Here is a 23,652-nt window from a genome sequence, read left to right on the forward strand (position 1 = left end):
CCCGTGGGCACGGGGAACACCTGACCCGTTACTAAACTCTTAATGTTCGCCTCGGTTCATCCCCGTGGGCACGGGGAACACATGAAGAAGTTCAAGCGTTTGAAGCCGGTTAACGGTTCATCCCCGTGGGCACGGGGAACACATTTACTTGACCAATATAACTCTACTAAACAACGGTTCATCCCCGTGGGCACGGGGAACACTACACCGAAACCAAACCGCCTAGATGAAACATCGGTTCATCCCCGTGGGCACGGGGAACACTAACCGCTCATTTGCTGAGTTCGTGAAACGAGCGGTTCATCCCCGTGGGCACGGGGAACACCACGGAATCAATCCGCAAAACGTCGACGTTTACGGTTCATCCCCGTGGGCACGGGGAACACCGTCACATGAGACGTCGTGACGTGTTCGCCTACGGTTCATCCCCGTGGGCACGGGGAACACCAAAGAAAGGCGCTGTAACGGCGCAACAAGACCGGTTCATCCCCGTGGGCACGGGGAACACAAAACTACCGAAATTTCAGCGCCTCGGTATGACGGTTCATCCCCGTGGGCACGGGGAACACACGAATATCCTCATACAGGTCAGGCAAGGGGACGGTTCATCCCCGTGGGCACGGGGAACACATAAAGCGGTTAAATCAGGATCGACAATATTTCGGTTCATCCCCGTGGGCACGGGGAACACTTGTAACCCGAGCCTTGCACATGATCTCTTTCCGGTTCATCCCCGTGGGCACGGGGAACACGTCAAGATAAGCTCGCGCTCCTTGATGTGATACGGTTCATCCCCGTGGGCACGGGGAACACGGTCACCCCAGCGATGTATGGCCCTGATCCTGACGGTTCATCCCCGTGGGCACGGGGAACACAATACCCGCCGCCGTAATAACATGGCCACACGCGGTTCATCCCCGTGGGCACGGGGAACACTTCAACAATAACCTGTTGCAATACGGGTAAGACGGTTCATCCCCGTGGGCACGGGGAACACGCGTCTTGCGGTCGGTCACTCTCACATTTTTACGGTTCATCCCCGTGGGCACGGGGAACACTAGAGGCTGCAGCGCAACTGCGAGCCAAGGTGCGGTTCATCCCCGTGGGCACGGGGAACACTTGCTTGCCCCATCGATAACCTCGGGCTTAGGCGGTTCATCCCCGTGGGCACGGGGAACACACAGTCATCATAACGCTAGAACATATCACCGCCGGTTCATCCCCGTGGGCACGGGGAACACCAAACGTAAGGGATAGATTCATGCTCACCTCTCGGTTCATCCCCGTGGGCACGGGGAACACACCAAGCGTATACTACTGATTTAACTAGCATTTTCCAACACTAAAAAAGGCACCAACTTTTCCATGTTTTTAAAGATCGTTAACCTATTGATTTTCAACGGGATAAAAAGACACTAGTCGTAAACCATCTAGGTCCACCGGCATACGCCGATTCTCTCCATAAGTTTGAAAATCAAAACCCGACTCCGTATTGGTAGCCCAAGCCATAACCACATTACCCTGCTCTGCTTGTTTGCTCACTTGCAGCCAGATCATTTCACGAATGCGCCGTGATACATCGCCAACATAAACACCGGCTCGTACTTCTAATAACCAAATAGCTAACCGCCCTCTTAATCGCGGCGGAACATTTTCAGTCACCACAACTAACATGCTCATTGTTAACTGCTCCTGTGGCCCGCTTCACCCAATGATTTAGGCTCAGGTATGGCGATAGGTTGTGCATCTTTGGGTGGCGGCGGTGGAGTTATCTCGCCGGCGGCTAATACCTCCTCGATTAAGGGGATCAATTTAGCTAATGTATTGCCGCTGCGAAAGGCATCTCGGCAGGCAATGCGCACCGCTTTATCCGGTTCAGCAGGGTTTTTGCTGGCAATTTCAAATGCCTTAGGCACCACAGTGTCAAATTTAATAATATCGGCAATATCATAGACGAAAGACAATGGCTTGCCGGTATGAATAAAGCCAATGGCTGGCGCATACCCTGCCGCTAATATGGCGGCTTCAGTAATGCCATAAAGGCAAGAGGTCGCGGCGCTGATGCATTGATTAATTTTATCGCCTTTGCTCCAATCTTTTGGATCGTAGCGCCGTCCTTGCCATTTAACTCCATACTCTTTAGCTAATATGCCATACGTCGTACGTACTCGGCTGCCCTCTATTCCCCTAAGCTGATCGACGGAGCGCCGACTGGGTGCGGGTTCACCAAAGCGCAGCTCAAACATTTTACGGACGACTTTTAAACGTAAGTCGTCATCCAGTGCCAACTTAGCTTGATATAGCAGTTTATCGGATCGCGCCCCGCCGGGCTGGCCAGAGGCATACAGTCGCACTCCCGCCTCGCCCACCCAGACCAATAAGGTTCCAACCGTTGCCGCCAATTTGGCCGCCGCATGGGAGACTCGCGTGCCGGGCTCAAGCATAATGCATGCCACCGAGCCCACAGGTATATGGGTGCGAATCCCCGTTTTATCGATTAAAACAAAAGCGCCATCGAGTACATCTATTTGCCCATACCGCAGAAAAATCATGGATACCCGATCTTTCATTGGTATCGGCTTTAGAGGAATAAATGCCATGACCACTCCTTTGTAATGAACAAAGTTTAGATACGACGGATCATCATCATGCCGCAGCCAAAGGCCTTCGCTCTGCCTATACCCTGACGGAGGTTATTTAAAAATAACTCGGGATCGTCAACCGTTAAAGTACCGCTGATATCGATAGAGCTAAATACCGCACCCGCTTGTTTACCTTTAATACGATGTTGTAGATAGGCATCAATTTGTAATGGGTCAGCATCCATTGGGGTTTTAACGCCTATTTTTTGACAACGCGCTTGCCACCATTCCATTAATGCCTGTTCAGATGTGGTTTTTAATGCCAGATCTAGCGTCGCTTTTCTGCCCAGTAGTGTAGCTAGCTCATCACGATAAGCGCCGCTTTCGATAACCGTCAGCCAACGTTCAACATCGGTATCATTGGCCAAGTCGAGCAGTTGATGCTTTAAGTCTTTCTTCGCTCCTGACACGGCAACGGATAAGCGCTTTAACTCATAATGCAACCACTGTTGCTGTGCATCCATCAGCACATCATGGCGTTTTCCTTGCCGACACACGGTAGGATTGACACGAATTTTAAATGCTAATCGCTGCCCTGCCGCTATCTGCGGAGTAAAAGGACGACTTTCGACCTGAAACAGCTGTTCGCTATTATTCGGCGCTTCACGGGAGAGCACATAAAAAATAGGCTCACCAGCAGGAGAGAGCCGACCATCGCTTTGTTCATGGCGAAATAGAAAGTTACGCTGATCTTCTTCTGTAAATAATCGCCACAGTAATTGATGATTGCCATACACCCCTTTGCTCATGGCGCTCACTAATTCATTGCTGGCAGCTGGGCTATCACCCAACCTGATACGGGATAAATACATGTTATTCCTCCACCATGGTCAGTTGATGCTCTTGACGCATACCAAACTGCCACGGCATTCGGCTAATCGGCTCATCCCATACATTACGGCTTTGCACTCCGTCATAATGACCTAATGCATCCGCTTGGCCTTGCCATAAATAGGTCACATTAGAACCGATCCCCAACCAACGCTTATCTTGCTCATAGGTCTTTAATATCGGTGGAAACTCACAATCGAGAGCGGACTTCAGATCAGCCTCAATAAGTTGCGGAAATAACGGCGCTGCCAACGGGCAGGCCTTTCTTCCTAAATAGGGAGTAAACACTGGTTTAATCAGCCCTTTTTTTATCTCATCTAAAGAGAATGCTTGATCTGGCTGCTGCCAAATGGCAACCACCCAGTAGCCGTCACTGCGATAGTCACGACTAGATAACACAGTATTCAATTTATCTTTTGCGATACTTAGCTCATCTTTTCGGGTATAAAAATGCCGTTTTCTATCTTGGGAAGGCACCTGAGCCGTATGATAATCCCTTACTAAGCTACCCGTTGAGTACGATTTTATGGCGACGCCGATACTTAGACGCAGCGTATTTAAACGCTCGGTATCTTCGCGCTTGATACCAAGCCCGGCGGCGATCATTCCCAGCACAGCGGAGCGAGTGGGAGTCAGGCCCGACGGCCTGTCCCCCCCCACCGCCGCCTCTCCCCAGCTGGCGAGTGGACCATATAAACGAAATACCAGATATTCCATAGGGCCCCCCTTAATCAGCAATAAAGGTCTTTAGCTGTTCGAAGCTGCCTTCACCGGTAGTGGCATTCACCGAGTAACGACCATCGGCGCAAGCACCATAGACTTTATCGAAGTTCTCCGCCTGACGTTGTAATGCTTGTACAGCATCTTCTGCTTGATTCTCGCCGCTAATGGGCTTTAAAAAGGCAACGGATAAGGAGCGCGGCTGTTGCTCTCCCTTTTCGGCCAGTACAAAGGATGCATAGGCACGAGACGCAAAGCTGTTTTGTTTACCCTTAGGCGACACTTTAACGGCGGCTTCAACCAAGGCTGCAATCGCCTTATTAGCTAATTCCAAATCGCCACCCAAATTCTTCACTAATAGCTCTTTATCGATGCAGACATAGCTATAAAATAAGGCGGCGGCAAAGGCGGCTTCGCCGATATGAGCAGCACCTAAATCACTATCCGTATTATTAAGATCATCAACAGCGGTAAAGTAATCTTCTTCTACGGCGACACCATGCACACTAATCGCATGGGCCACTTGGCAAGCCGCTTCGCAGTTAAATTCAGGTGAGGATGCCAGCATGCGGCCGAACAGCGCAATATCCACCGCACTTGCATTACGGCGCAACAAAGCCAACTCCTCTTTTTCTGGTGCACGGTTTTCTGTAGCCAGGGTTGCTGCCAGAGACGTGACGGCGTGCATTTCTTCTGGGCTGATATGGGCGAGCTGCTCAATATCTAAGCTGTCTTTCTTTCCCTTACCAAACACAGCTGCTATTTCTATAGCCCATTCCTTAGCTTGCTTTTCTGCCGTGCCTAATTCGGTTAATTGATTAAACACCTGCGTACCTAATTTTTTAGTACGTGTACCAATATTTTCACCTAATGACTGCTCAAATAAGTCGGACACACGCCAGTTACGTTTCAAACTTTGCGAGCTTACTCTTAAACGCTCGCTGCCCCCCATACGCGCGGTTTTGGGGCGGCCCAGATCATCACGGTTTAAGTTCGAAGGTGCATAAGAGGTCAGTAAGTGCAGTTGAATAAATTTACTCATGGGTAGTCTCCTAAATTAATTATTGTTTTTTGCCAAGCCGCTTGCTGCCGCTTGGTAATAATCCATTGCCCAACGCACCGCAATTTTTTTATCTGCTCGCAGTGGCGTGCGCCCGTTATGTTCAGCAAACCAATCGAGTACGCCTTTGGCTAAAGAAGACACTCGGCTTTGGCCATTCACTTGTTTTATCAGTCGGTGTAGGCGTCGATAAAAGTCATCGGGCGTTCTTGCGCCTTGCAGTTGTTGAAAGCGCAATTCACTGACTTTCGGTTTACCCGTCTTTTCATCTACTTGACCTAAACCGGCAGCAAAATTACGGCTGTTATCTTGCTGCTTCACGTGGCTCAAAATACCCGCTAATGCGGCCCAAGCCAGCATCGACTCGCGACGTTGACGAGCTTGTTCGGGCAAACTTAACCATAGGGCTCTAAAGCCTTGAGTCATCAGTACCGCTTCGGGGGTTTGCGCGCGCTTTAGCTCCGCCCTAAATACTGTGGGCGCGGGCCGTATGTTTAACTTGGCGAGCTCTTGTTCAGATAACATCATGGCCTGCCACCAACGCATTAACACCGCTTCTCCGACGAAGTTAGCCGTCACCGGCGTTTGTTCAGTGTGGGTCATAGTGTTTGCTCCTTGGTTAAACCATTAGCTGCTAGATTATCAACAGTTAAATCATCAACTTTGTAATCACTTTTAAATTTCTTGGTCTGCTTACCGCCGAATAACCAGCCCGTTAAATATCGTCGGGCCTGCATTTTTTTATACATATCTCGGTCTGGATGAAAACTGGTTAATACTTGCTCATCAAAGAGATCCATCGCTTGGGTAGATAAGCCATTAAGCCAAGATTTGGCGACCTTAGGCGTTAACCGACCGTCTGGGGTGCTAACTAATTGTTGTATCGAATTAAAAAATAAATCCTGGGTGCGTTGCCAAAACTGTAAGTCAATAAAACTGGTGTCACCTTTGGCGTCTTTGGGCTTATCAAACCACGCGGCTTTAATTTGCGTACGACAATGCCAGAGCACCTCTTGGGCCAACTTTTGCAGCACTTTTATTTCACTGAGTAAGGTGTCTCTTATGTCGGATTCAAGGTTAATTAATGGAAACTCGCTGTTATACCAACCTCTCGCTTTCATATTATCCATATCGAAACCAAAGGCCCATAATCTCGGAGCTTCTCCCCATTCAAAGTCGAAAAACTGAGATTTTTCCCGCATAAAGTCTTGTACTACTTTGGCCGGTAAGCTTCCTTCCTCAATGTCGACGAAGCTCAAGCTATGCCATTGTCGATATTGAATTCCTCCAGGCTGCCCCTTGGTAGAAAGATACGCTTCATCGGGCTTTTTAGGGTTAAAGCGATAATGAGTTAAGGGATGCGACCAAGTGCCATCATAATTATTACCGTAATTACTGGTGCGGTATTGCTGACAAAGTTGCGAGCTGGTCGTCAGGCTAAGCTGGCAAGTTCCTACTTGATCTTCAATTATTAAACGAATGCGGCGCGGCACGGCCCAAAACATCATTAGTGGATGCACATCATAGGCATAAATCTCGCTGCCCTTAGTATTACTAATGCGAGTCGGGCCCAACCAAGGAAATAACTCAGCACTGTGATAATCCGGCGTTGGGTAATCCCAAGATTCAAGGCTTTGCACATTTAGCCATAGCTTTTGCCACAAACTGGACTCAGCTTCGTGGGGTAGCACTAGCGTGGTTAAGGGGCCACCACCGCGCAGCCCGGTTCTGTGCCCTTGCCCGCCAGAGGGCGCATTAATCTGTAGGGTGAATAACGCCAATGCGGCCATGCCGGGTGATAATGCTTCGGCAATACCGCGCTTAATAAAGTGATCGGTATTCAACTTAAGACCGTTAGCGCCGGGGGCTTCTATCAACAAACCTGAGATGGGACTAGGACTAATCGCATCTAAAGGCTCACTATCTTGCATAAATAGCGGACCATCGCCGGTGAGTTCAAAGGCGTGTGTAACCTGCTGTGTGTAGCTGACTAACGCCTCTGCACTTGGTGGGTTCAGATAAAGCGCGTGCCAGTCATGACTATCGTCGGGTGCCATCACGGTTTGTAGCAAGCCGATGGCAAATTGATAAGCGGCACCATGAAAGTCAGCCCTCGGTAAAGCAAAGTCCACTATGTTCGGGTCAACAATGGCTGAAAACGGCAGCTGCTGCTCGCTACCATCTTTAAAGCGATAGCTTAGCCAAGGATCGGTTATCAAATTCATTCACTTGATTCCTTGTCATTAAGGGTAAATAGGAGGCAGCGCACTGCCTCCAAAGCTTACTTTTTAACCGGCACTCTTATTGGCCAGGCTTTTTTCCCATACTGCCTTGCGTCTCGTAGCCGACCGTCTTTTCCTTTGATGTATCGCCGAAAAATAACGACGTAATCATCCTGCTCAGTTTTATCTGTCATAAGTGTTACCTACACAACTTACGAAGCAATTTCATAACAGTATATTGCACCGGACATCGAAGCCTAATATCATCCTCGTTGCGACACTCGGGTGTATTGGGGCAGTACGCTGCTTCAACTACGCCCACCCACCAAGCTTCGATATCAAGATCAAGTAAAACACACCAATGCACTAAGATCAACCAACCAATAAGCTATGTAGCAAAACTACTAAATTAATAGTTAATATAAAGTGGAGCTCACGCAAACGCTGGCGTATTCTATGCAGCGTTCTCCGATGTTCGGAGATGAACCGCTATGCAGCAACACTACCGTGTTAAGTAGCAACACGTTCCCCGCCTTGGCGGGGATTTATTCATTTTGAGTCGCCCCAATTTCTGAGCAGTAACTAAACTGCGTATCCTCTTCTGGTAACCAAGGCTGCAGATACTTAGCCTGCGGGTAACGCCGTAAGATACTGGCAAAAGCGTTCTCTAAACGACTAGGGAGTGGCATAAGCTGGTCAGCGAAACGGTTTTTAGCGAGCTTAACGACGCTGTTGGGTAAAGCATGAGCCGCACCGTCTGCCCACAAAGATAATTGCCCCTGCGTGTCGCATCTCAGCACCAGTACTTGAATGCTTTCTCTGTCTACATAACGAGTACTGATTTCAATGTTGTCATCGTGCCAAGCCTCGGCACTGGTTTGGTTATAGCCCTTATGCCAGGTAATTAATTGGCTCTTGGCTTTAGCGACTTGACTGCGCAATTCACCATAATGGGCGTCTTCTTTTTTCTTTAATGTTTCAGGCATCCGTTCATATACGTCTTCACCATAAACCGCTTCGATCAGCGTTCTGGCTTGAGTAGGCATGCGAATCGCGCCCAATTGTCGGAGCACTTGCATACCTAGCCATAAGCGCCCCGGCGAGCGATACACATATTCGGTATTCAATAGATGGTCGGATAACCAGCTTTCTCTGGGTTCTTCCTGCCAAACCGGCGCATGAACTAATAACAAAGGTGCCGGTCGTTGATCTGTTTCGCTCTCAATCCGATTACCCACTTTATCTCGAGTATGGCGATGTAACCGGCCCGCTCGTTGAATAAGATCATCAATCGGGCAGAGATCGGAGATCATCAAGTCTGCATCCGCATCTAAGCTTTCCTGAAACACTTGGGTCGAGATTAAAATCTGCCCAGCACGCTCTGCATGAACACTCGACTTACCAAAGGTGGCTAACACTTTATCTTCTATCGATTTTCTGTCTTGTAGGGTAAAACGGCTATGAAACAGCGTCAGTTTTTCCAAAGAACCTAGTTGCTTAGCTAAGAGCTGATAGGCATTAATAGCATCGTCAACCGAGTTGCGGATCCAAACCACACACTCGTCCCGCTCATGAGCGGCCAGAATACGTGTCACACAATCTTGCTCAGCGTGAATAAAAGCAACCTCTACTTCACGACTCACGGCTGCTCGGCTTTCAAGCGGTATTTCTTCTAGCCCATTATCCATACTGATTTGGGTGGCTAACGGAAAATCCGATTTTTCAGGTAACCGTATTTCTTCCAGTCCCGCCGCTTCTTGCCATACACGGCATAAGCGCCGTCGCTGATTTTGCGCCAAGGTCGCGGTAAGCAAAATAACGCTGCCACCTTGGCGAAGATGCACTTTTAATAAGTCATCCAATAACTCAAACATAAAACTGTCAGCCGCATGCACTTCATCAAAAATCAGGATCTTGCGATGCAGCCCAAATAAGCGCAGTGGCTGATGCTTGCGCGGTAATACCGCCATCAGCGCCTGATCGATAGTGCCTACGCCCACGGAAGCTAATAGTGCTTTTTTACGCGAGTCAGCTAGCCACTGATTACAGTACAAGCTTGCCGTCTCATCGCCACTGGCGTAGGCACTATCGGTTTGTGACTTAGGTGATAATGCTTCGCGAAATCGCTCATTCATGTCTCTAGCACCGTGCGCCAGTACAATGCTTGGTCGGCTGCCATCCACCGTTAACATCTGTTGATAATGATCGGCAACCCGCGAAAACATGGCATTAGAAGTAGCCATGGTGGGTAAGCCAAAATAGAAACCGTCTGCGTCACCTTGCTGCAATAAGCGGTGCGTTAAGGTTAAGGCGGCTTCGGTTTTTCCCGCTCCTGTAACATCTTCCAGAATAAACAGCTGTGGGCCAGGAGCTAGAGGCACAGATTCGGCCCACGCTTGGAGTGGGGTGGGAGAAAAACCAAAGTGTTCTTTAACAGATAAAAACGGTTGTACTTGAATCGGCTTGTTTAACTCTGCACTCGCAAGCGCCCGCAGAGCTTTTTCTTTAGCCTGCGGCCAATATTCTGCCAGCGTTAAACCTCCTGCGTGATAGGTAAAGTAATCGGTATCAGAGCCTATCCAGTCACTCAAAATAGCCAGCCCAGACAAATGCCAGCTCACCTGACGCAAACGCGAAACCCAGTCTTTATCGGCCAGCTGTGCTTCGGGCCATGTCACTTCTAGTAACGTGGCACAATCGGTCATAAACGCATAGGCGGCGACTTGATCCTGTTCATGACAATAATCTTTCATCATTTTCGGCTGGCTACCCCAATCTATGGGGTAGCCATGGTGACCAAAAACCACATCTAGCAGACTATTTAGGCCGTCTAATGCTCGGCCGGGTATGCCAATATCCGTTTGTACGAGCCCGAGGTCTGCGCCGCTCAATCGCTTACCTCTGCTGGCATGAAGCCAAAAGAAATAACCTAAACGATCATGACGAGCTTCACGGCTATCGTATTCTTTTCTCGGCTGATGACGGCTTAAGGGACTATCAGGAAAGTCTGCGAGTCTCTGGAATGCCGAAGCAAACTTGCCTAAGTCATGCAGCATCAGAGTAAAGGTGAAGATAGTTCTCAGCTGGTTAGGAGTTATTTCTAGAAACTCAGCCAAATTTTTGGCTAAAGGTTTATCTTCATCCAGTAACAGCCAACCTACGGCGGCCACATCCAGCCCGTGATAAGGCAGTAGGTGATAATCTGCGCCGGGTCGCTCGTCGTTTTGGCGTGCCTTACCCCAATACTTAAAATAACTCGCGGTCATGTTTGGCTCCTGCCCCTTGGTCATCACCCTACTCTCCCCTTTCCTGTTGCGTTAGCCAACACTGTACATATAAACATGTCGCTTGAGACGACAGGTTGTTGTGGGTCAAGTAAACAGCCAGGGTTTTATTTCGTCTTGATTGGCTAAAATCAGTTGCTGGGCTACGGGATTGCCGTCGAGCATTTTGGTATTTATCTGTAGCTCTTGTAATAAGTAATGGGCGAGTGCGGCGCGAGTAGTGAGCGCTAATTCGCCGTTGTGCATGCCGTAGTCGTGAATAAGTGCCGCTTGTTGGTCTTCGCTTAAACGGGGATCGGGTTGAATGCGCAGGGTGATTTCTGTCTCCCAGGCGGTATCGGTGGGCAAGCTGCTAACGCATTTACCCTCTGAGCTAGGGGTGCCGTGTAGGCGGCTGAGTACTAAGTCGCGATAAGCTTGGGCTTTTTCGCACCAGGCGCGCAGGTGCCAGCGCCGACCGGTGTTAACGAAGCGAATGGGCACGATAATGCGGCCACTTCTATCTGGATGCGTCACGGCGCCGTAGTCCACTTCTAGCCGCTCGCGGTGACGTATGGCGTGCACTAAGGGCCGCATAATATGCGGGCTAACGTTGCGCGCAGGTGGGCTAAGAATGGCGTGGGCCAGCTGATATTTCTCTGCTACGAGTGGCTGATGGGTGCTTTGGCCGCTGATCCAGTTTAAATATTCGGCGACATCATGGCTGATAAATGCAGGCTTAAAGTCAGCGGTGACTAAAAAGCTTTTCGCAGAGGCACAATAAGTAATACCGTTAGGATAAGCTTCCTGATATTGATTAATGATTTTATTGGCCTGTTGTCGGCCTAATTTAAAATAATATTGTAAATGGCTGCAGGTAATACGGCCCTCCCAATTAGCTAATAATTCGATGAGCCAAAAGCGACGTTCGAGCGTGGTATTGATCATGTTATTTGGCTCTTGGTGGAGGTTATTAGCTCCATTTAAAGCAAGAATTTAACTTGGCTTCAACTTTATTTAATTATTAAGGCTACCGGCATAAAAAACCGACTTAAAAATCGTGATTTAATATCATGCAAGCAGGTAATAGTGAGCGCAGGGCAAACATTAAATGCAGAGCGCGGGACTGAATGCGCGCGCATACAAAAACGCCCTTACCTGCGGCTAGACTAAGGCAAGAGTAAGGGGCGTTGTTATTCATTTACGTTTGCGGCAAACGGTTTTGCCGTGCGCTTTGGTGACTATCGCGTGCTTAGCAACTGCTCCAGATCACGGTACAGGCCAATCGCACTGGCGGTGTAACCTTCTGCGCTAAAATGCACGCCGTCTTTTCGTGCCAAGCCTTTAGCCTGCCACTGGGAGAAGCTACAAGCACCACCCATCATCGCCTGCCAATCCCAAAATAAGGTGTGTTGCTCGCGGGCCACTTGGCGCTGAATGGCCTGCACTGTATTGAGCTGTACTGGGCGGCGCGCTTGGCAAGTGTTGGCACCGGCGTGTTTGATAACATCTGGCGCGCCTACCATCAGCAAGGCTGTCTCGGGCAATTGCGCACGCAGCTGTTTAATGTGGCGAGTTAAACTCGCGTAGTAAGCGGCACTTTCTAAATCGTCATTAAACGCCTCGTTGGTGCCGTAGGCTAAAATAAGCAAGTCTGGCTGCAGCGCCTGCACCGATGCTTGCCAGTTCGGCCCCCATTTATCAAGCATGTGAATGGTGGCGCCATTAATGCCGATGCTGCTCACCATTACCCCGGGCTTACCATTTTCAACCAGCCAGCCGCCCAGCTGTAACGTCTCGGCTTGCACTTGCAGCGTGAGCGGCAGGCGCACTTGCTCTGCTGGCGACCATTGCCAACTGTTACTGGCCGCCCAGCTCACCGACTGACCGTTCATGCGTACAGCCGCCTTATTCGAGCTACGGTACAGGGCGCGCACATTGAAGGCAGTATTGCTGGGAGTGTACTGAGCCAGTTGCAGATGGCTGGCGCTGGTCTGCGGCTCGAGTAAAAAACCACCGGCGGGAAAATTGGCGTGCTTTTCTAAGCGGCTACTAGTCAAGCGCCATTGATCCGCTGTGGCTGCACCGAGCTTAAGTGCGGCGCTGCGCTGGCCGCGAATATTGGCGGGCGGTACCCACCCCGGGCCGGCATTACCAAAGCGCTGCTGCAATGCAGTGCGCAAGGTGCCGGTAAAGAAATCCGCCGCCGTATGTGAATCACCCAACTGAATAATATGGCTCTGCTGATTTTTGTCTCGCAGTTTGGTGGCCATTGGCGTTAGGCGCGATTCACCGTAGTCGGTGAGATGGCCGCGAGTTGTTGACTGGGTTTTAAGCCTAGGCATGAGTGCAGAGGCAACCACAGGCATTTTTTGGGGTACCGGCGGCGTACTGCAACTGCTTAGCAACACGGCACTCAATAGCAAAACCGTACCGGGCAAGGCGCGACAGCGCACTGTGCGGCCTATTCGCGGCACCACATTAGTTGAGAGTATTGGTGGCAAATTGTGTCTCATGTTCGACCTGTTTCTCTGGAGTAAAGACAATGAGTTCAAACAACGCATCAGCCAAGGTGCGCTGACCCGAAGTCGTAAAGTGTATACCGTCGCCAGCACGCATTTTTTGTTTCAGACTGCCATCCCCCATATAGTCGGAATAGGTAGCTTCTGAATACTGAAAAACCTGATTACTGGAAAGAAAAACCTCACCCGCTTGCAGTACTTCTGATTCATACAGCTCATTAAGATAGCTGACTTGGTCGGACAATTTTTTGCCACGCATATATGGCGAGCTAACCCAAATAACATCGACATCGTGACGTTGGGCGCTGCTAATAATATCACGGATCCGGCTGCGGTAGAGGGCTTCCCATTCTGGGCTGGCGAAGCGGAGATATTTGCCGCCTTGACCTGATGGCATATCCCAAGGATCGTTGGGCCCTAAGAAGATGGCCAACAATTTAATATCCGGATTATCTGCTAATGTTTTGCTGATGGTGGCTGGCCAATTAAAAGATTTTGGGTAGGCCAAGCCCGTGCTTTGCCGACTTAAATCTAAACTCGACAAGCCGTATTCGCGCCGCAAGCGTACCGCAAGATGCGGAGCCACCCCTTGCATCATGGAGTCACCGGCAAAGAACACCCGCTGCCCGACACTGATGGTGGCATGCGGCTTAAATTGAGCCACCGGCGGCGAGATAGCCGTTTCAAACTGATTTTCAGCCTCGTCGACTTGGTTGGCGGCAAGCTTAGTCATACCGGCGCAGGCGCACTCAGGTTGCACTTGTGCGGTTAAATCCTGGGTAGCTTGGGTAGCTTGGGTAGACATTGGTATGGTCTCACCCGTTATTTCCACACGAAAAGTCTGCCAAGCCAAGGCGGTGGCAGTATGCACGCGACTGCCCGCTTGCCAAACGGGCACGGTTTTAAGTGATTGCCAAGGCGGCGGGCTGTGATAACTCTGCTGCCAGTAAGTCTCTAGAGAGTCCTGATGCATCCAAACGAGTAACACGCCCGTGACCAGAACAACGTAACCGCTCAGCAGCAATTTTTTTAGGTTGTCCATTATTTAAAAACTCGCATAAATAAAGTTGGGCATGCCATCGGGCGATAAGCTGAAGGCAAGGCTCAATACCGCCGCCAGCACTATGGGGTAATACCACCAGCTGACCCGCTGGATTTCCATCTTTAACCGCTCGGTGAAGGCGACCAGCAATGGATAACTCACAAACAGCAATACAAGGGCCAGCAACTGCAATGAATAATGCTCGAGCAAGGCGGCAAACTGCAGGCTGCTAATTTGCTGTAGCATCAACATGGCGTTATCTAGGCTGTCGCTGCGAAAAAATATCCAAGCGAAGCAGACAAAATGAAAACAGATCACTCGCGCCAGATTACGAGAGAAAAAGGCCATCCCCGGCAGATGGCTCAGTTTTTTAGGCCACAGTTGTTTAGGCCACAGTCGTTCTGGTAGCAATTGCTGCTTTATATTCAGCGCCACAATGCCCAAACCATGTAAGGCGCCCCAAACAACAAAGGTGGTTGCCGCGCCATGCCACAGGCCTGAAATCACCATGGCGATCAGCACGTTGATTTGAACTCTGGCCCAGGGTTTGCGGCTGCCGCCTAAAGGGATGTAGACATAGTCACGGATAAATGTGGACAGGCTAATGTGCCAGCGTGCCCAGAACTCTTTTAGATTGCTGGCGAGGTAAGGCGCATTAAAGTTAATCGGCAGCCGAAAACCCAACAGTAAGGCGATGCCGGTCACCAAATCCGTATAACCGGAGAAGTTAAAATAAATATTCCAGGCATAGGCATAAGCCGCTAATAAGTTTTGCCCTGCACTGTGGCCGCTAGGATCACTAAACACCGGATCAACCATGTGCTCTGACAGCCATGCGCTAAATAAAAACAACTTAAGTATGGCCAGCACGATTAACAATATTGCACGCTGGGGTTCAAGTAGGCTGCGCTGGCTGTCTTGAATTTGCGGCATAAAATGGCTGGCACGATTAATAGGCCCAGCAATAATGCTCGGAAAAAAGCACAGATAAAGTATGAGCTCGTCAAAACGCGCTTTAGGCAATTCTTTGCGCTGCACAGACACCACGTAGCTCACCGAATGAAAGCTGTAATAAGACAAGCCTACCGGCAGCAATAGGTTTAAGGTGGGTAAATCAAGATGCAGGCCTGCCGTTGCAAGAGTTACTTGTATGGTCTCTCGAAAAAATGCGTAATATTTAAACACCACAAACAGGCTGACGATGCAGCTCGCCAGTAGTATATAAATCTGCCGAGGATGTAAAAAACGATCCCCATGATTGGCCAGCCCATAAATAAATAAACTGAAACCGAACAAGATAACAGCAAACTGCATATTGAATAAGGCAACCAAGGCATAACTAGCAACAATGAGCATACCATTGCGCAGATGAGGCACCTTAAGTGGCAGCCAGTAGATCAATAAGAAAGTAACAAAGACCGCAACAAACTCAAAGGATAGAAAATTCATACGGGTGTCATGATTCAATCAAAAGTGGGGGGAATAATATGAACAACACATCTGAGGATGTGTCGTTGGCATCGTCTAGGTTTATCAAGTCGAGTATATTGCTATTAGCTTAACGTCTTTAAACTGTCTGCGTCTAATCAACACCTATAAAACAAAATGGCGCATAGCTTACTCCAGACTCGGTTACAATTAAAGTTTTTACTCAGCACGGAGCAACATTAACTAAAATGTACGTAGTGGTTAAAAAATTGGCATGTTCAGTATTGGGCACGACAGATAGAGGTTCATCTGCTGAAAGTTGTTAGGGAAGCTCTCAAATAATTTATTATCCCTATTTCTATCCTGTAATTACTGCTATTTTCACTGCACCAATGAATGATGAGACAATATTAATGAATAATATATTGATGATTGCAGCTATCGCATTACCTTTAACTCTGATGGTAGGGCAGGCGCACGCTGAAAGCGTCAGTTGTGTTCTGGAAAACAATAAAGTGCTCACCATGAGTAACTTAGCGAGTCAGCCAACATACAGTTACGGCACAGCAGGTAAGGCAGAGCTGACTTTACCTACGAGTTCAGCAAGCAGCAGAGTGTACAAAGGAACTGAAATGTTCAGCGGTGGTGGCTCTCGTTATGTAGCGTTCACGAGTGGTGTATACACATATGTCGTATATAAAGGTGATACTGGCACCTGGGATATGCATGGGTTACGTGTGTATAAAAATGCTGACATCATTATGGAAAAGCGATGTAAGCAGTACGGTGCTCTGGAATATAATTTTGATGCGGTGAGTGCTCCGACTGATGATCTTCCGTACTAAGTTATACGGTGCACTGAATTTTTAATGGTATGAATAAGATGTCTGACAACTTTTGCGCTTATCCCCCCGTAAATTTTTCGTATGTACCGTTGCAAGGTATCTCTAGATCTTGGCCCTACAAACACAACGAGATCCTGATGTTCATCAGAAAGACTTAAATACTTGCTGCAAGCTGGAAACCCTAAGTTAAAGATAAACACCAATAAAAACACCGCCTTGAGGCGGTGTTTGTTTGTGTAACGCAAAGCGTACGGCGTAAAGTGTATTGGCTGGTCACTGGGCTACATTTTCTTCCCCATCACCTTTACACCTCACTCTTCACGCTCTTACAAATTACGTAAACTCTGAATACGTTTCTCTAATGGCGGGTGGCTCATAAACAGCTCACTCTTACCTTGACCGTTAATGCCAAAGGCGGCCAGTGAACCGTCTAATTCCGCTTGTGAGCCTTGGCCTAAACGCTGCAGGGCGGCAATCATTTTGTCTTTGCCAACCAAGCGTGCCGAGCCTTCGTCGGCACGGTATTCGCGGTAGCGGCTAAACCACATCACGATAATGGACGCCAACATGCCGAACACCAGTTCCAATACCATCACCACGCCAAAGTAAGCAATGCCGCCTAGGCCACCGCCCTCTTCATTGTCTTTGTTCATGGCGCCGCTGATAAGGTTCGCCACAATGCGTGCAAAGAACATCACGAAGGTGTTCACCACCCCTTGTAGCAAGGTCATGGTTACCATGTCGCCGTTGGCGATATGGCTGATTTCGTGGGCCAATACGGCTTCGGCTTCATCGCGGGTCATTTGGTACATCAAACCCGAGGACACGGCCACCAGCGAGCTGTTGCGGCTGGCACCCGTGGCAAAGGCGTTCATGTCCCGTGAGTCGTAAATTCCCACTTCTGGCATGCCAATGCCGGCTTGTTGAGCTTGACGCGTCACTGTACTGAACAACCAGTGCTCCATTTCATTACGCGGCTGTTCAATGATTTGCACGTTGTAGGCGCGCTTGGCCATCCATTTTGAAATTAGCAGTGAGATAAAAGCACCGCCAAAGCCAAATACGGCACAGAACACCAGCAAACCTCCTATGCTGCTGCGATCGATACCCAGCATAGAAAACACTATGTTCAGCACCACACCCAACACCAGCACCACGGCCAGGTTAGTGGCAATAAACAATAAAATGCGCTTCATACGTTTCCTTGATCTAAAAAGTCTACAGACATAATGGGGCTAATTTCGCCAAATTCAAGGTGAGAATTATGACAGATAAGGCTTATTTTTGTTATTTCAATAAGGGGGAAACATCAATAAAGTTATGCACGCTCTCAGTGACCTCACCGCCCAACCAAGGGATCTCGCCTAACAAGGGCGCATTAATGCGCAGTTTTAGTGCCTCAACGTTGGCTTGCACTTCGTTCATCTGCGGATCTATATGGTTAAGTACCCAACCGGCCACGACCAAGCCGTCGTGGCGGATGGCCTCGAGCGTGAGCAGCGCATGATTAATACAACCTAAGCGCGCGCCCACCACCAAGATCACCGGCAGATGCTCAACCTTGGCCCAGTCCGATAAATACTGACGCTCATTAATGGGTAAGCGCCAACCGCCGGCGCCTTCGACAAAAATCCAATCGACGGCGGTGGCTTTGAGCCGTGCTAAACCGTCGCTTACACGACCTAAGCTTATCGACTCATTGGCTTGAGCCGCCGCTATGTGCGGCGCTATGGCAGGCGCAAAAGCATAGGGATTGTGCATGGCGTAAGGCAAAGAAATGGATGAGCTGGCCTGTAAGGTGAGCGCATCGCTGTTTTTAAGCTCACCATCCAACAACACACAGCCTGAGGCCACCGGCTTATAACCGAGTACCTTGCGGCCCGACTCGACGGCCGCTTGCATCAAAGCTTGAGTCACTAAGGTTTTGCCCACTTCCGTATCGGTGCCGGTCACAAAAAAGGTCTTAACCATAAATCACTCCATAAGCCAGTTGGTAGTTGGCCACGCTTTGGCCTTGGGTATTAATAGGATAGGTAAGATTAAGCCGCTGCCAACTGTGCTTGCCCATGAGCCCGGCGCGGCGCTCGGTATTCACCCGATTCGCCCCTATGCCTTTTAGCGACAGCAATAATGATCTTAGATCGCCAAAGGCTAACTGCTCGCTTGCATAGTCACAATGCCAGCGCTTGCCGGTGGCCGCTAAATCTTGCTCTAATTGCGCGGCCGTCATAAAGCGATTGATAGGACTAGGCAGGCCTTGAGTATGCCAACAGTGCGCAAGCTCGGCCAAGCTGCCCTCAATTAAGGTGGCAAACACCAGCACGCCGCCGGGTTTGAGTCGCTGACTCCAGCCCGCCAGCCAAGCTGCAGGATTGCTGCTCCATTGCAGGCACAGATTGGCAAAAATAAAGTCCAGACTCTGCTCGGCCAAGGGCTGGGTGTCCATGTCGGCACACAGCGCTGTAATATCGGCTTTGAGACGCGCCTGCTGTAGCATGGCCGGTGATAAGTCTAGCGCCAGCAAGTGCTCGGTTTTCGCTTTAAGGGCGGGCACAAACCAGCCGCTGCCACAGCCAAGATCCAATCCTACCGAAACACCATAAGGCTGAGCGGCGGTTAATCGCGCCAGCAGCGCCATGCCGCTGCGCCTTTGCAGTTCGTTATGCAGCTCGTAACTGTGGGCGGCGCGGCCAAAGGCGCTGGCCACTTGTTGCTTGTTTATGATTGAGTCACTTTTCAACATCAAATGGGTGGTCATAGTTAATATCGCATAATTAATGTGGACTCAGTGACAAAGAGATTTACGCCTACGGCAAAATATCAACCCCAACATATGGCACCTTGTAGCCCCGCGCTTTAGCTGCGAGTTCTGCGCAGCAGGATGGTTTAAACATTCTAAAGGCTCTCTCGCCACGGAATCCACGGACCCCACGGAAAAACCAAGATTAAGATCAAAGACTCAAGATGCTGAGTAACGCTTCAACAAGTCACCATTCCCTGATCCCTATTCCCTTTGTGTTGCTGCTCTTCGTCCGTGGTTTCCGTGGATTTTGTGGCAAAAAATGTTTTAAAATCATCCTGCAAACGCAGGATCGGCAGCTAAAGCGCCGGCTACAGAAGACTAAGCCGATGTTGTTCTCTTCACCCTTTCCCCTTCACTCTTCACATACCTTTTCCAAGGCCGTTAGTAAGGCCGCGATATCCGCTTGGCTGTGGGCGGCGCTTAAGGTGATGCGCAGCCGTGACGAGCCCTTAGGCACGGTCGGTGGACGGATGGCGCCCACCCAAAAGCCTTGCTCACGCAAGCGCGCGGCTAACTGCAAGGTCATTTGCTCATCGCCCATGGCCCCACCACTCACCAACTCTTTACCTAGTAATAAGGGCTGAATGGCGGTGTTTGAGGGCAATAGCTGTAATGGCAGGTTTGCCGCCCCAGCACGAAATTGCTGAATGCGCGCCTGTAATTGCTCACGTTTGTCATCCGCGCCTTGCACCAAGCGCACCGCCGCCAAGATGGCCGCCACTTGCGGTGGCGGAAGATGGGTGCTGTACACATAACTGCGGGCGTGATTATGCAAATAATCAATCAGCGCCTGACTGCCACCAATAAAGGCGCCACTCACGCCCAGCGCCTTACCAAAAGTGCCCATGTGAATATGCACTTGAGTGGCCGCCACGCCCTGCTCGCTTAAGGTGCCGCGCCCTTGTTTACCCAGCACGCCTAAGCCATGGGCATCATCTATCATCAGCCAGTTACGGGTTTGTGCGGCAAGCGTACTTAAGCCTTGCCAGTCGCCTTGGTCGCCGTCCATGCTGAACACGCCTTCAGACACAATCAGCCCCGCTTTATCTTTAAGCCGCGCGGCCAATGCGGCTAGGTCGTTATGGCCAAAGCGCTGCATCTTGGCCGGACTTAAGGCACCCGCCTCTTGCAGCGAGGCATGATTGAGTCGGTCTTGCCAAATAATGTGCTCTTTACTGAGCAAGGTTTTGATCAATGCTTGATTGGCAGAAAACCCCGAGCTAAACAGCATAACGGCCTCTAGCCCCAGCCATTCAGCCAACTCAGATTCAAGCTGGCGATGAATCGCCTGATGGCCCACTACTAAGGGGGACGCCACGGCACCCACGCCAAACTCGCGGGCTGCCGCATCGGCGGCCGTTATCAGCTCTGGTGCCTGACTTAAGCCTAAATAATCGTTACCGGCAAAGTTGAGAAACGTCTTGCCTTGGCTCACTAACTGGCGCCCGATTACCTTATCGATGGCGGGTAAACGCCGCCTAAGGCCCGCCGCTTCGCGCTCGGCAAGACACAAATTAAAGGGCATGTTTGAACCTTATAAATTGATAGCGCCCTGCGCCCAGCACCAAGCGCCAAGTTAAAGCGTTAAAACACCAACCCGAGATCCTGATAGTCATCAGGATGGCGGCAAAAACCAAAACCAATCGGTGTTTGTTTTTAGCTGGCCGCCGGGCGTTTGGCGCTGCGCTTAAGCTTCGTAATACAAAACCGGTTCGGCTTGGGCGGCAATTTGTTCATGCAGCTCAATTTCAGTCATTTCATCAGGCTTTTGGCTCACACCGCTAGGGCGCAGGCCTAAACGCTTGAATAACTGCATGTCGCTGTTTTCATCTGGGTTGGGCGTGGTCAGCAGCTTGCAGCCGTAGAAGATGGAGTTGGCACCTGCCATAAAACACATGGCTTGCATTTGGTCGTTCATTTTTTCGCGCCCCGCCGACAAGCGCACATGGCTTTGCGGCATTAAGATGCGAGCCACGGCGATAGTACGAATAAAATCAAAGTCATCCAGATCAGCTTGGTTTTCCATGGGCGTGCCTTTGACTTTTACTAGCATATTAATGGGCACACTTTCGGGCTGGCGTGGCAGGTTGGCCAGCGCTTGCAGCAGGCCGGCTCTGTCTTCGGCACTTTCACCTAAGCCCACTATGCCGCCGGAGCAGACTTTCATGCCGGAGTTACGCACGTTTTCAAGCGTATCTAAGCGATCCGCATAGGTGCGGGTGGTAATAATATCACCGTAAAATTCGGGGCTGGTGTCGAGGTTGTGGTTGTAATAATCCAAGCCCGCATCGGCTAAGCGGCCGGCTTGGGAGTTATCCAACATGCCGAGTGTCATGCAGGTTTCCAGACCTAAGGACTTCACCTCTTGCACCATTTTGACCAAGTACGGCATATCACGCTCTTTGGGATTGCGCCACGCAGCCCCCATGCAAAAACGGCTGGAGCCATTGGCTTTGGCTTCTTTGGCACGTTCTAACACGTTTTCCATTTCCATTAACCGCTCAACTTCGAGACCTGTGTTATAGCGGGCACTTTGTGGACAGTATTTGCAGTCTTCTGGGCAAGCACCGGTTTTAATGGATAACAGTGTGCTGACCTGAACTTCGTTGGCATCAAAATGCGCCCGGTGCACTTGTTGGGCTTCAAATAACAGATCAAACAGCGGGCGATTAAATAAGGCGAGTACCTGTTCACGACTCACTTGCTCTCGGCTCACTTGTTTAGGGCTCACTTGTTTAGAGTTAACGTGTTTACGGCTAACTTGTGTAGGGCTAACAGTGGCTTGGCTCATGGTCTACTTCCTTATTAGTTTAGCGATGCTTTTTTTGTTGGCTAGTGTAAGCACCAATGTTAGCCTGTCAACCATAAACACTTGATCATGTTGACGTTTGGTTGATTTATGTACACATCTACTTTTAATAATGTAACTGCTGCTGACTCCCTCTCTGACCTCTGCCTCTCCAACCTGAGCAATAACGATTTTGACCGCCAGCATATGTGGCACCCTTATACGTCGCTCACCCAGCCCCTGCCCTGCTATGAAGTAGCCAGTGCCGAGGGCGTGCACTTGCAGCTCAGTGATGGCCGCAGGCTTATCGATGGCATGTCCTCTTGGTGGGCCTGTTTGCACGGCTATAATGTGCCCGAACTCAATGCCGCCGCCACCGCACAATTAGCCAAGATGTCCCATGTGATGTTTGGTGGTTTAACTCATGAACCCGCCATTAACTTATGCCGGGCCTTGAGTGAGATTTTACCTAAAGGCTTGGATCGCTTCTTCTTAGCAGACTCGGGATCGGTGTCGGTGGAAGTGGCGCTAAAGATGGCCATTCAATACTGGCACGGCAAAGGCACGCCCAAGACGTTATTCGCCGCCCTCAATAAGGGCTATCACGGCGATACCTTTGGCGCCATGAGCGTCTGTGACCCTAAGGGTGGCATGCACAGCTTGTACAAAGGTTTCTTGCCCGAGCATGTGTTTATTGACAGCCCCAACAGCCGTTTTGGCGGCGATTGGGATCCCCAAGACTTGGTGCCTTTAGAACAATTATTGCTTGCGCGGCATCAGGAGTTGGCGGCCTTGGTGCTAGAGCCCATAGTGCAAGGCGCTGGGGGTATGTGTTTTTATCACCCTGAATTTTTAAAGGGCGCACGCAAATTGTGCGACCAATATCAGGTGCTGTTGATCGTCGATGAAATTGCCACCGGCTTTGGCCGAACCGGTCAGTTATTCGCCTGTGAATGGGCAGAGATTTCGCCAGACATAATGTGCATCGGTAAGGCGCTCACCGGCGGCTATATGACGATGGCGGCCACCATTACCACGCAAAAGGTGGCAAACACCATTTGCAACGGCCCCGCCGGCGTGCTGATGCACGGCCCCACTTTTATGGCCAATCCACTGGCCTGTGCCGTGGCGCTGGCTAGCCTTACATTATTGTTAAGCAGCCCTTGGCGGGCGCGCATTCAGGCGATTGAAGCGCAGCTGAAACGTGAGCTGGCCAAGGCCGAGGGATTGGCCAAGGTGGCGGACGTACGTGTGTTGGGGGGTATAGGCGTGATTGAGCTTCACCAGCCACTGGATGTGGCCCGCGTGCAAGCGCAATTGGTCGAGCTTGGCGTGTGGATCCGCCCCTTTGGTAAGTTGCTGTATGTCATGCCGCCCTACATTATTAGCCCAGAGCAGCTAAGTACATTAACGAGGGCTATGTTGCTTATCTGTGAGGCGTAAGGTTAGTTGGATGTGCTCCTTACGCCTTGGCCTTCAACATTGG

The 23,652-nt window shown here is 50.1% G+C and carries 19 protein-coding genes and 1 CRISPR repeat array (1 of these 20 only partly in view); of the genes, 2 read left to right on the forward strand and 17 right to left on the reverse strand.

Features of this window, described 5'->3' with window-relative positions:
• A CRISPR array of direct repeats spans positions 1-1,302; the repeat unit is 29 nt; unit sequence CGGTTCATCCCCGTGGGCACGGGGAACAC; it begins 5,439 nt to the left of the window's first position.
• Between the two features lie 84 nt (positions 1,303-1,386).
• From cas2e to ACEN2G_RS06305, 12 genes are all read right to left on the reverse strand, one after another.
• Entirely contained in the window at positions 1,387-1,680 is a 294-nt protein-coding gene (gene cas2e / locus ACEN2G_RS06250) for a type I-E CRISPR-associated endoribonuclease Cas2e (protein ID WP_442020618.1), read from the reverse strand.
• A 2-nt stretch (positions 1,681-1,682) separates the two neighbouring features.
• Positions 1,683-2,600: a type I-E CRISPR-associated endonuclease Cas1e gene (cas1e, locus tag ACEN2G_RS06255; RefSeq protein ID WP_442020619.1), complete on the reverse strand. Its 918-nt coding sequence runs from the start codon at positions 2,598-2,600 to the stop codon at positions 1,683-1,685.
• A 26-nt stretch (positions 2,601-2,626) separates the two neighbouring features.
• On the reverse strand, positions 2,627-3,454 hold the full coding sequence (gene cas6e / locus ACEN2G_RS06260; protein WP_442020620.1) for a type I-E CRISPR-associated protein Cas6/Cse3/CasE: 828 nt from the start codon (positions 3,452-3,454) through the stop codon (positions 2,627-2,629).
• A 1-nt stretch (position 3,455) separates the two neighbouring features.
• On the reverse strand, positions 3,456-4,190 hold the full coding sequence (gene cas5e / locus ACEN2G_RS06265; RefSeq protein WP_442020621.1) for a type I-E CRISPR-associated protein Cas5/CasD: 735 nt from the start codon (positions 4,188-4,190) through the stop codon (positions 3,456-3,458).
• A gap of 10 nt (positions 4,191-4,200) precedes the next feature.
• Positions 4,201-5,235: a type I-E CRISPR-associated protein Cas7/Cse4/CasC gene (cas7e, locus tag ACEN2G_RS06270; protein WP_442020622.1), complete on the reverse strand. Its 1,035-nt coding sequence runs from the start codon at positions 5,233-5,235 to the stop codon at positions 4,201-4,203.
• Between the two features lie 15 nt (positions 5,236-5,250).
• Entirely contained in the window at positions 5,251-5,856 is a 606-nt protein-coding gene (gene casB / locus ACEN2G_RS06275) for a type I-E CRISPR-associated protein Cse2/CasB (protein ID WP_442020623.1), read from the reverse strand.
• Positions 5,853-7,478, reverse strand: coding sequence for a type I-E CRISPR-associated protein Cse1/CasA (casA, locus tag ACEN2G_RS06280; RefSeq protein ID WP_442020624.1), 1,626 nt, complete (start codon positions 7,476-7,478; stop codon positions 5,853-5,855). The genes casB and casA overlap by 4 nt, the downstream gene beginning before the upstream one ends.
• A 542-nt stretch (positions 7,479-8,020) precedes the next feature.
• A complete protein-coding gene (cas3, locus tag ACEN2G_RS06285) occupies positions 8,021-10,741 on the reverse strand; it encodes a CRISPR-associated helicase Cas3' (protein ID WP_442020625.1) in 2,721 nt (906 codons plus the stop codon).
• A gap of 105 nt (positions 10,742-10,846) precedes the next feature.
• Entirely contained in the window at positions 10,847-11,686 is an 840-nt protein-coding gene (locus tag ACEN2G_RS06290) for a WYL domain-containing protein (protein WP_442020626.1), read from the reverse strand.
• A gap of 293 nt (positions 11,687-11,979) precedes the next feature.
• A complete protein-coding gene (locus ACEN2G_RS06295) occupies positions 11,980-13,254 on the reverse strand; it encodes an SGNH/GDSL hydrolase family protein (protein ID WP_442020627.1) in 1,275 nt (424 codons plus the stop codon).
• Positions 13,220-14,302 carry an SGNH/GDSL hydrolase family protein gene (locus tag ACEN2G_RS06300; protein WP_442020628.1) on the reverse strand — a complete coding sequence of 361 codons (1,083 nt, stop codon included), beginning with the start codon at positions 14,300-14,302 and terminating at the stop codon, positions 13,220-13,222. The genes ACEN2G_RS06295 and ACEN2G_RS06300 overlap by 35 nt, the downstream gene beginning before the upstream one ends.
• A 3-nt stretch (positions 14,303-14,305) precedes the next feature.
• Positions 14,306-15,751 carry an MBOAT family O-acyltransferase gene (locus ACEN2G_RS06305; RefSeq protein ID WP_442020629.1) on the reverse strand — a complete coding sequence of 482 codons (1,446 nt, stop codon included), beginning with the start codon at positions 15,749-15,751 and terminating at the stop codon, positions 14,306-14,308.
• Positions 15,752-16,143: 392 nt separating this feature from the next.
• Between ACEN2G_RS06305 and ACEN2G_RS06310 the strand changes: the two genes are divergently transcribed.
• Positions 16,144-16,575: a hypothetical protein gene (locus ACEN2G_RS06310; RefSeq protein ID WP_442020630.1), complete on the forward strand. Its 432-nt coding sequence runs from the start codon at positions 16,144-16,146 to the stop codon at positions 16,573-16,575.
• 326 nt (positions 16,576-16,901) lie between these two features.
• Here the strand turns inward: ACEN2G_RS06310 and htpX are convergent, their stop codons facing one another.
• The 5 genes from htpX to bioB all read right to left on the reverse strand — a co-directional run bounded on the left by htpX (position 16,902) and on the right by bioB (position 22,169).
• Entirely contained in the window at positions 16,902-17,771 is an 870-nt protein-coding gene (gene htpX / locus ACEN2G_RS06315) for a protease HtpX (RefSeq protein WP_442020631.1), read from the reverse strand.
• Positions 17,772-17,862: 91 nt separating this feature from the next.
• The gene (gene bioD, locus ACEN2G_RS06320) at positions 17,863-18,546 is read right to left on the reverse strand and encodes a dethiobiotin synthase (protein ID WP_442020632.1); all 684 of its coding nucleotides are present in this window, start codon (positions 18,544-18,546) and stop codon (positions 17,863-17,865) included.
• The gene (locus ACEN2G_RS06325) at positions 18,539-19,333 is read right to left on the reverse strand and encodes a methyltransferase domain-containing protein (protein ID WP_442020633.1); all 795 of its coding nucleotides are present in this window, start codon (positions 19,331-19,333) and stop codon (positions 18,539-18,541) included. The genes bioD and ACEN2G_RS06325 overlap by 8 nt, the downstream gene beginning before the upstream one ends.
• 397 nt (positions 19,334-19,730) lie before the next feature.
• The gene (bioF, locus tag ACEN2G_RS06330) at positions 19,731-20,903 is read right to left on the reverse strand and encodes an 8-amino-7-oxononanoate synthase (protein ID WP_442020634.1); all 1,173 of its coding nucleotides are present in this window, start codon (positions 20,901-20,903) and stop codon (positions 19,731-19,733) included.
• A 162-nt stretch (positions 20,904-21,065) separates the two neighbouring features.
• The gene (gene bioB, locus ACEN2G_RS06335; RefSeq protein WP_442020635.1) at positions 21,066-22,169 is read right to left on the reverse strand and encodes a biotin synthase BioB; all 1,104 of its coding nucleotides are present in this window, start codon (positions 22,167-22,169) and stop codon (positions 21,066-21,068) included.
• Between the two features lie 174 nt (positions 22,170-22,343).
• On the opposite strand from bioB, the gene bioA reads away from it, so the two are divergent.
• The gene (gene bioA / locus ACEN2G_RS06340; protein WP_442020702.1) at positions 22,344-23,609 is read left to right on the forward strand and encodes an adenosylmethionine--8-amino-7-oxononanoate transaminase; all 1,266 of its coding nucleotides are present in this window, start codon (positions 22,344-22,346) and stop codon (positions 23,607-23,609) included.
• The last annotated feature ends 43 nt before the right edge of the window (positions 23,610-23,652 follow it).

This window comes from Oceanisphaera sp. W20_SRM_FM3 (assembly GCF_052119705.1).
GTDB lineage: Bacteria > Pseudomonadota > Gammaproteobacteria > Enterobacterales > Aeromonadaceae > Oceanimonas.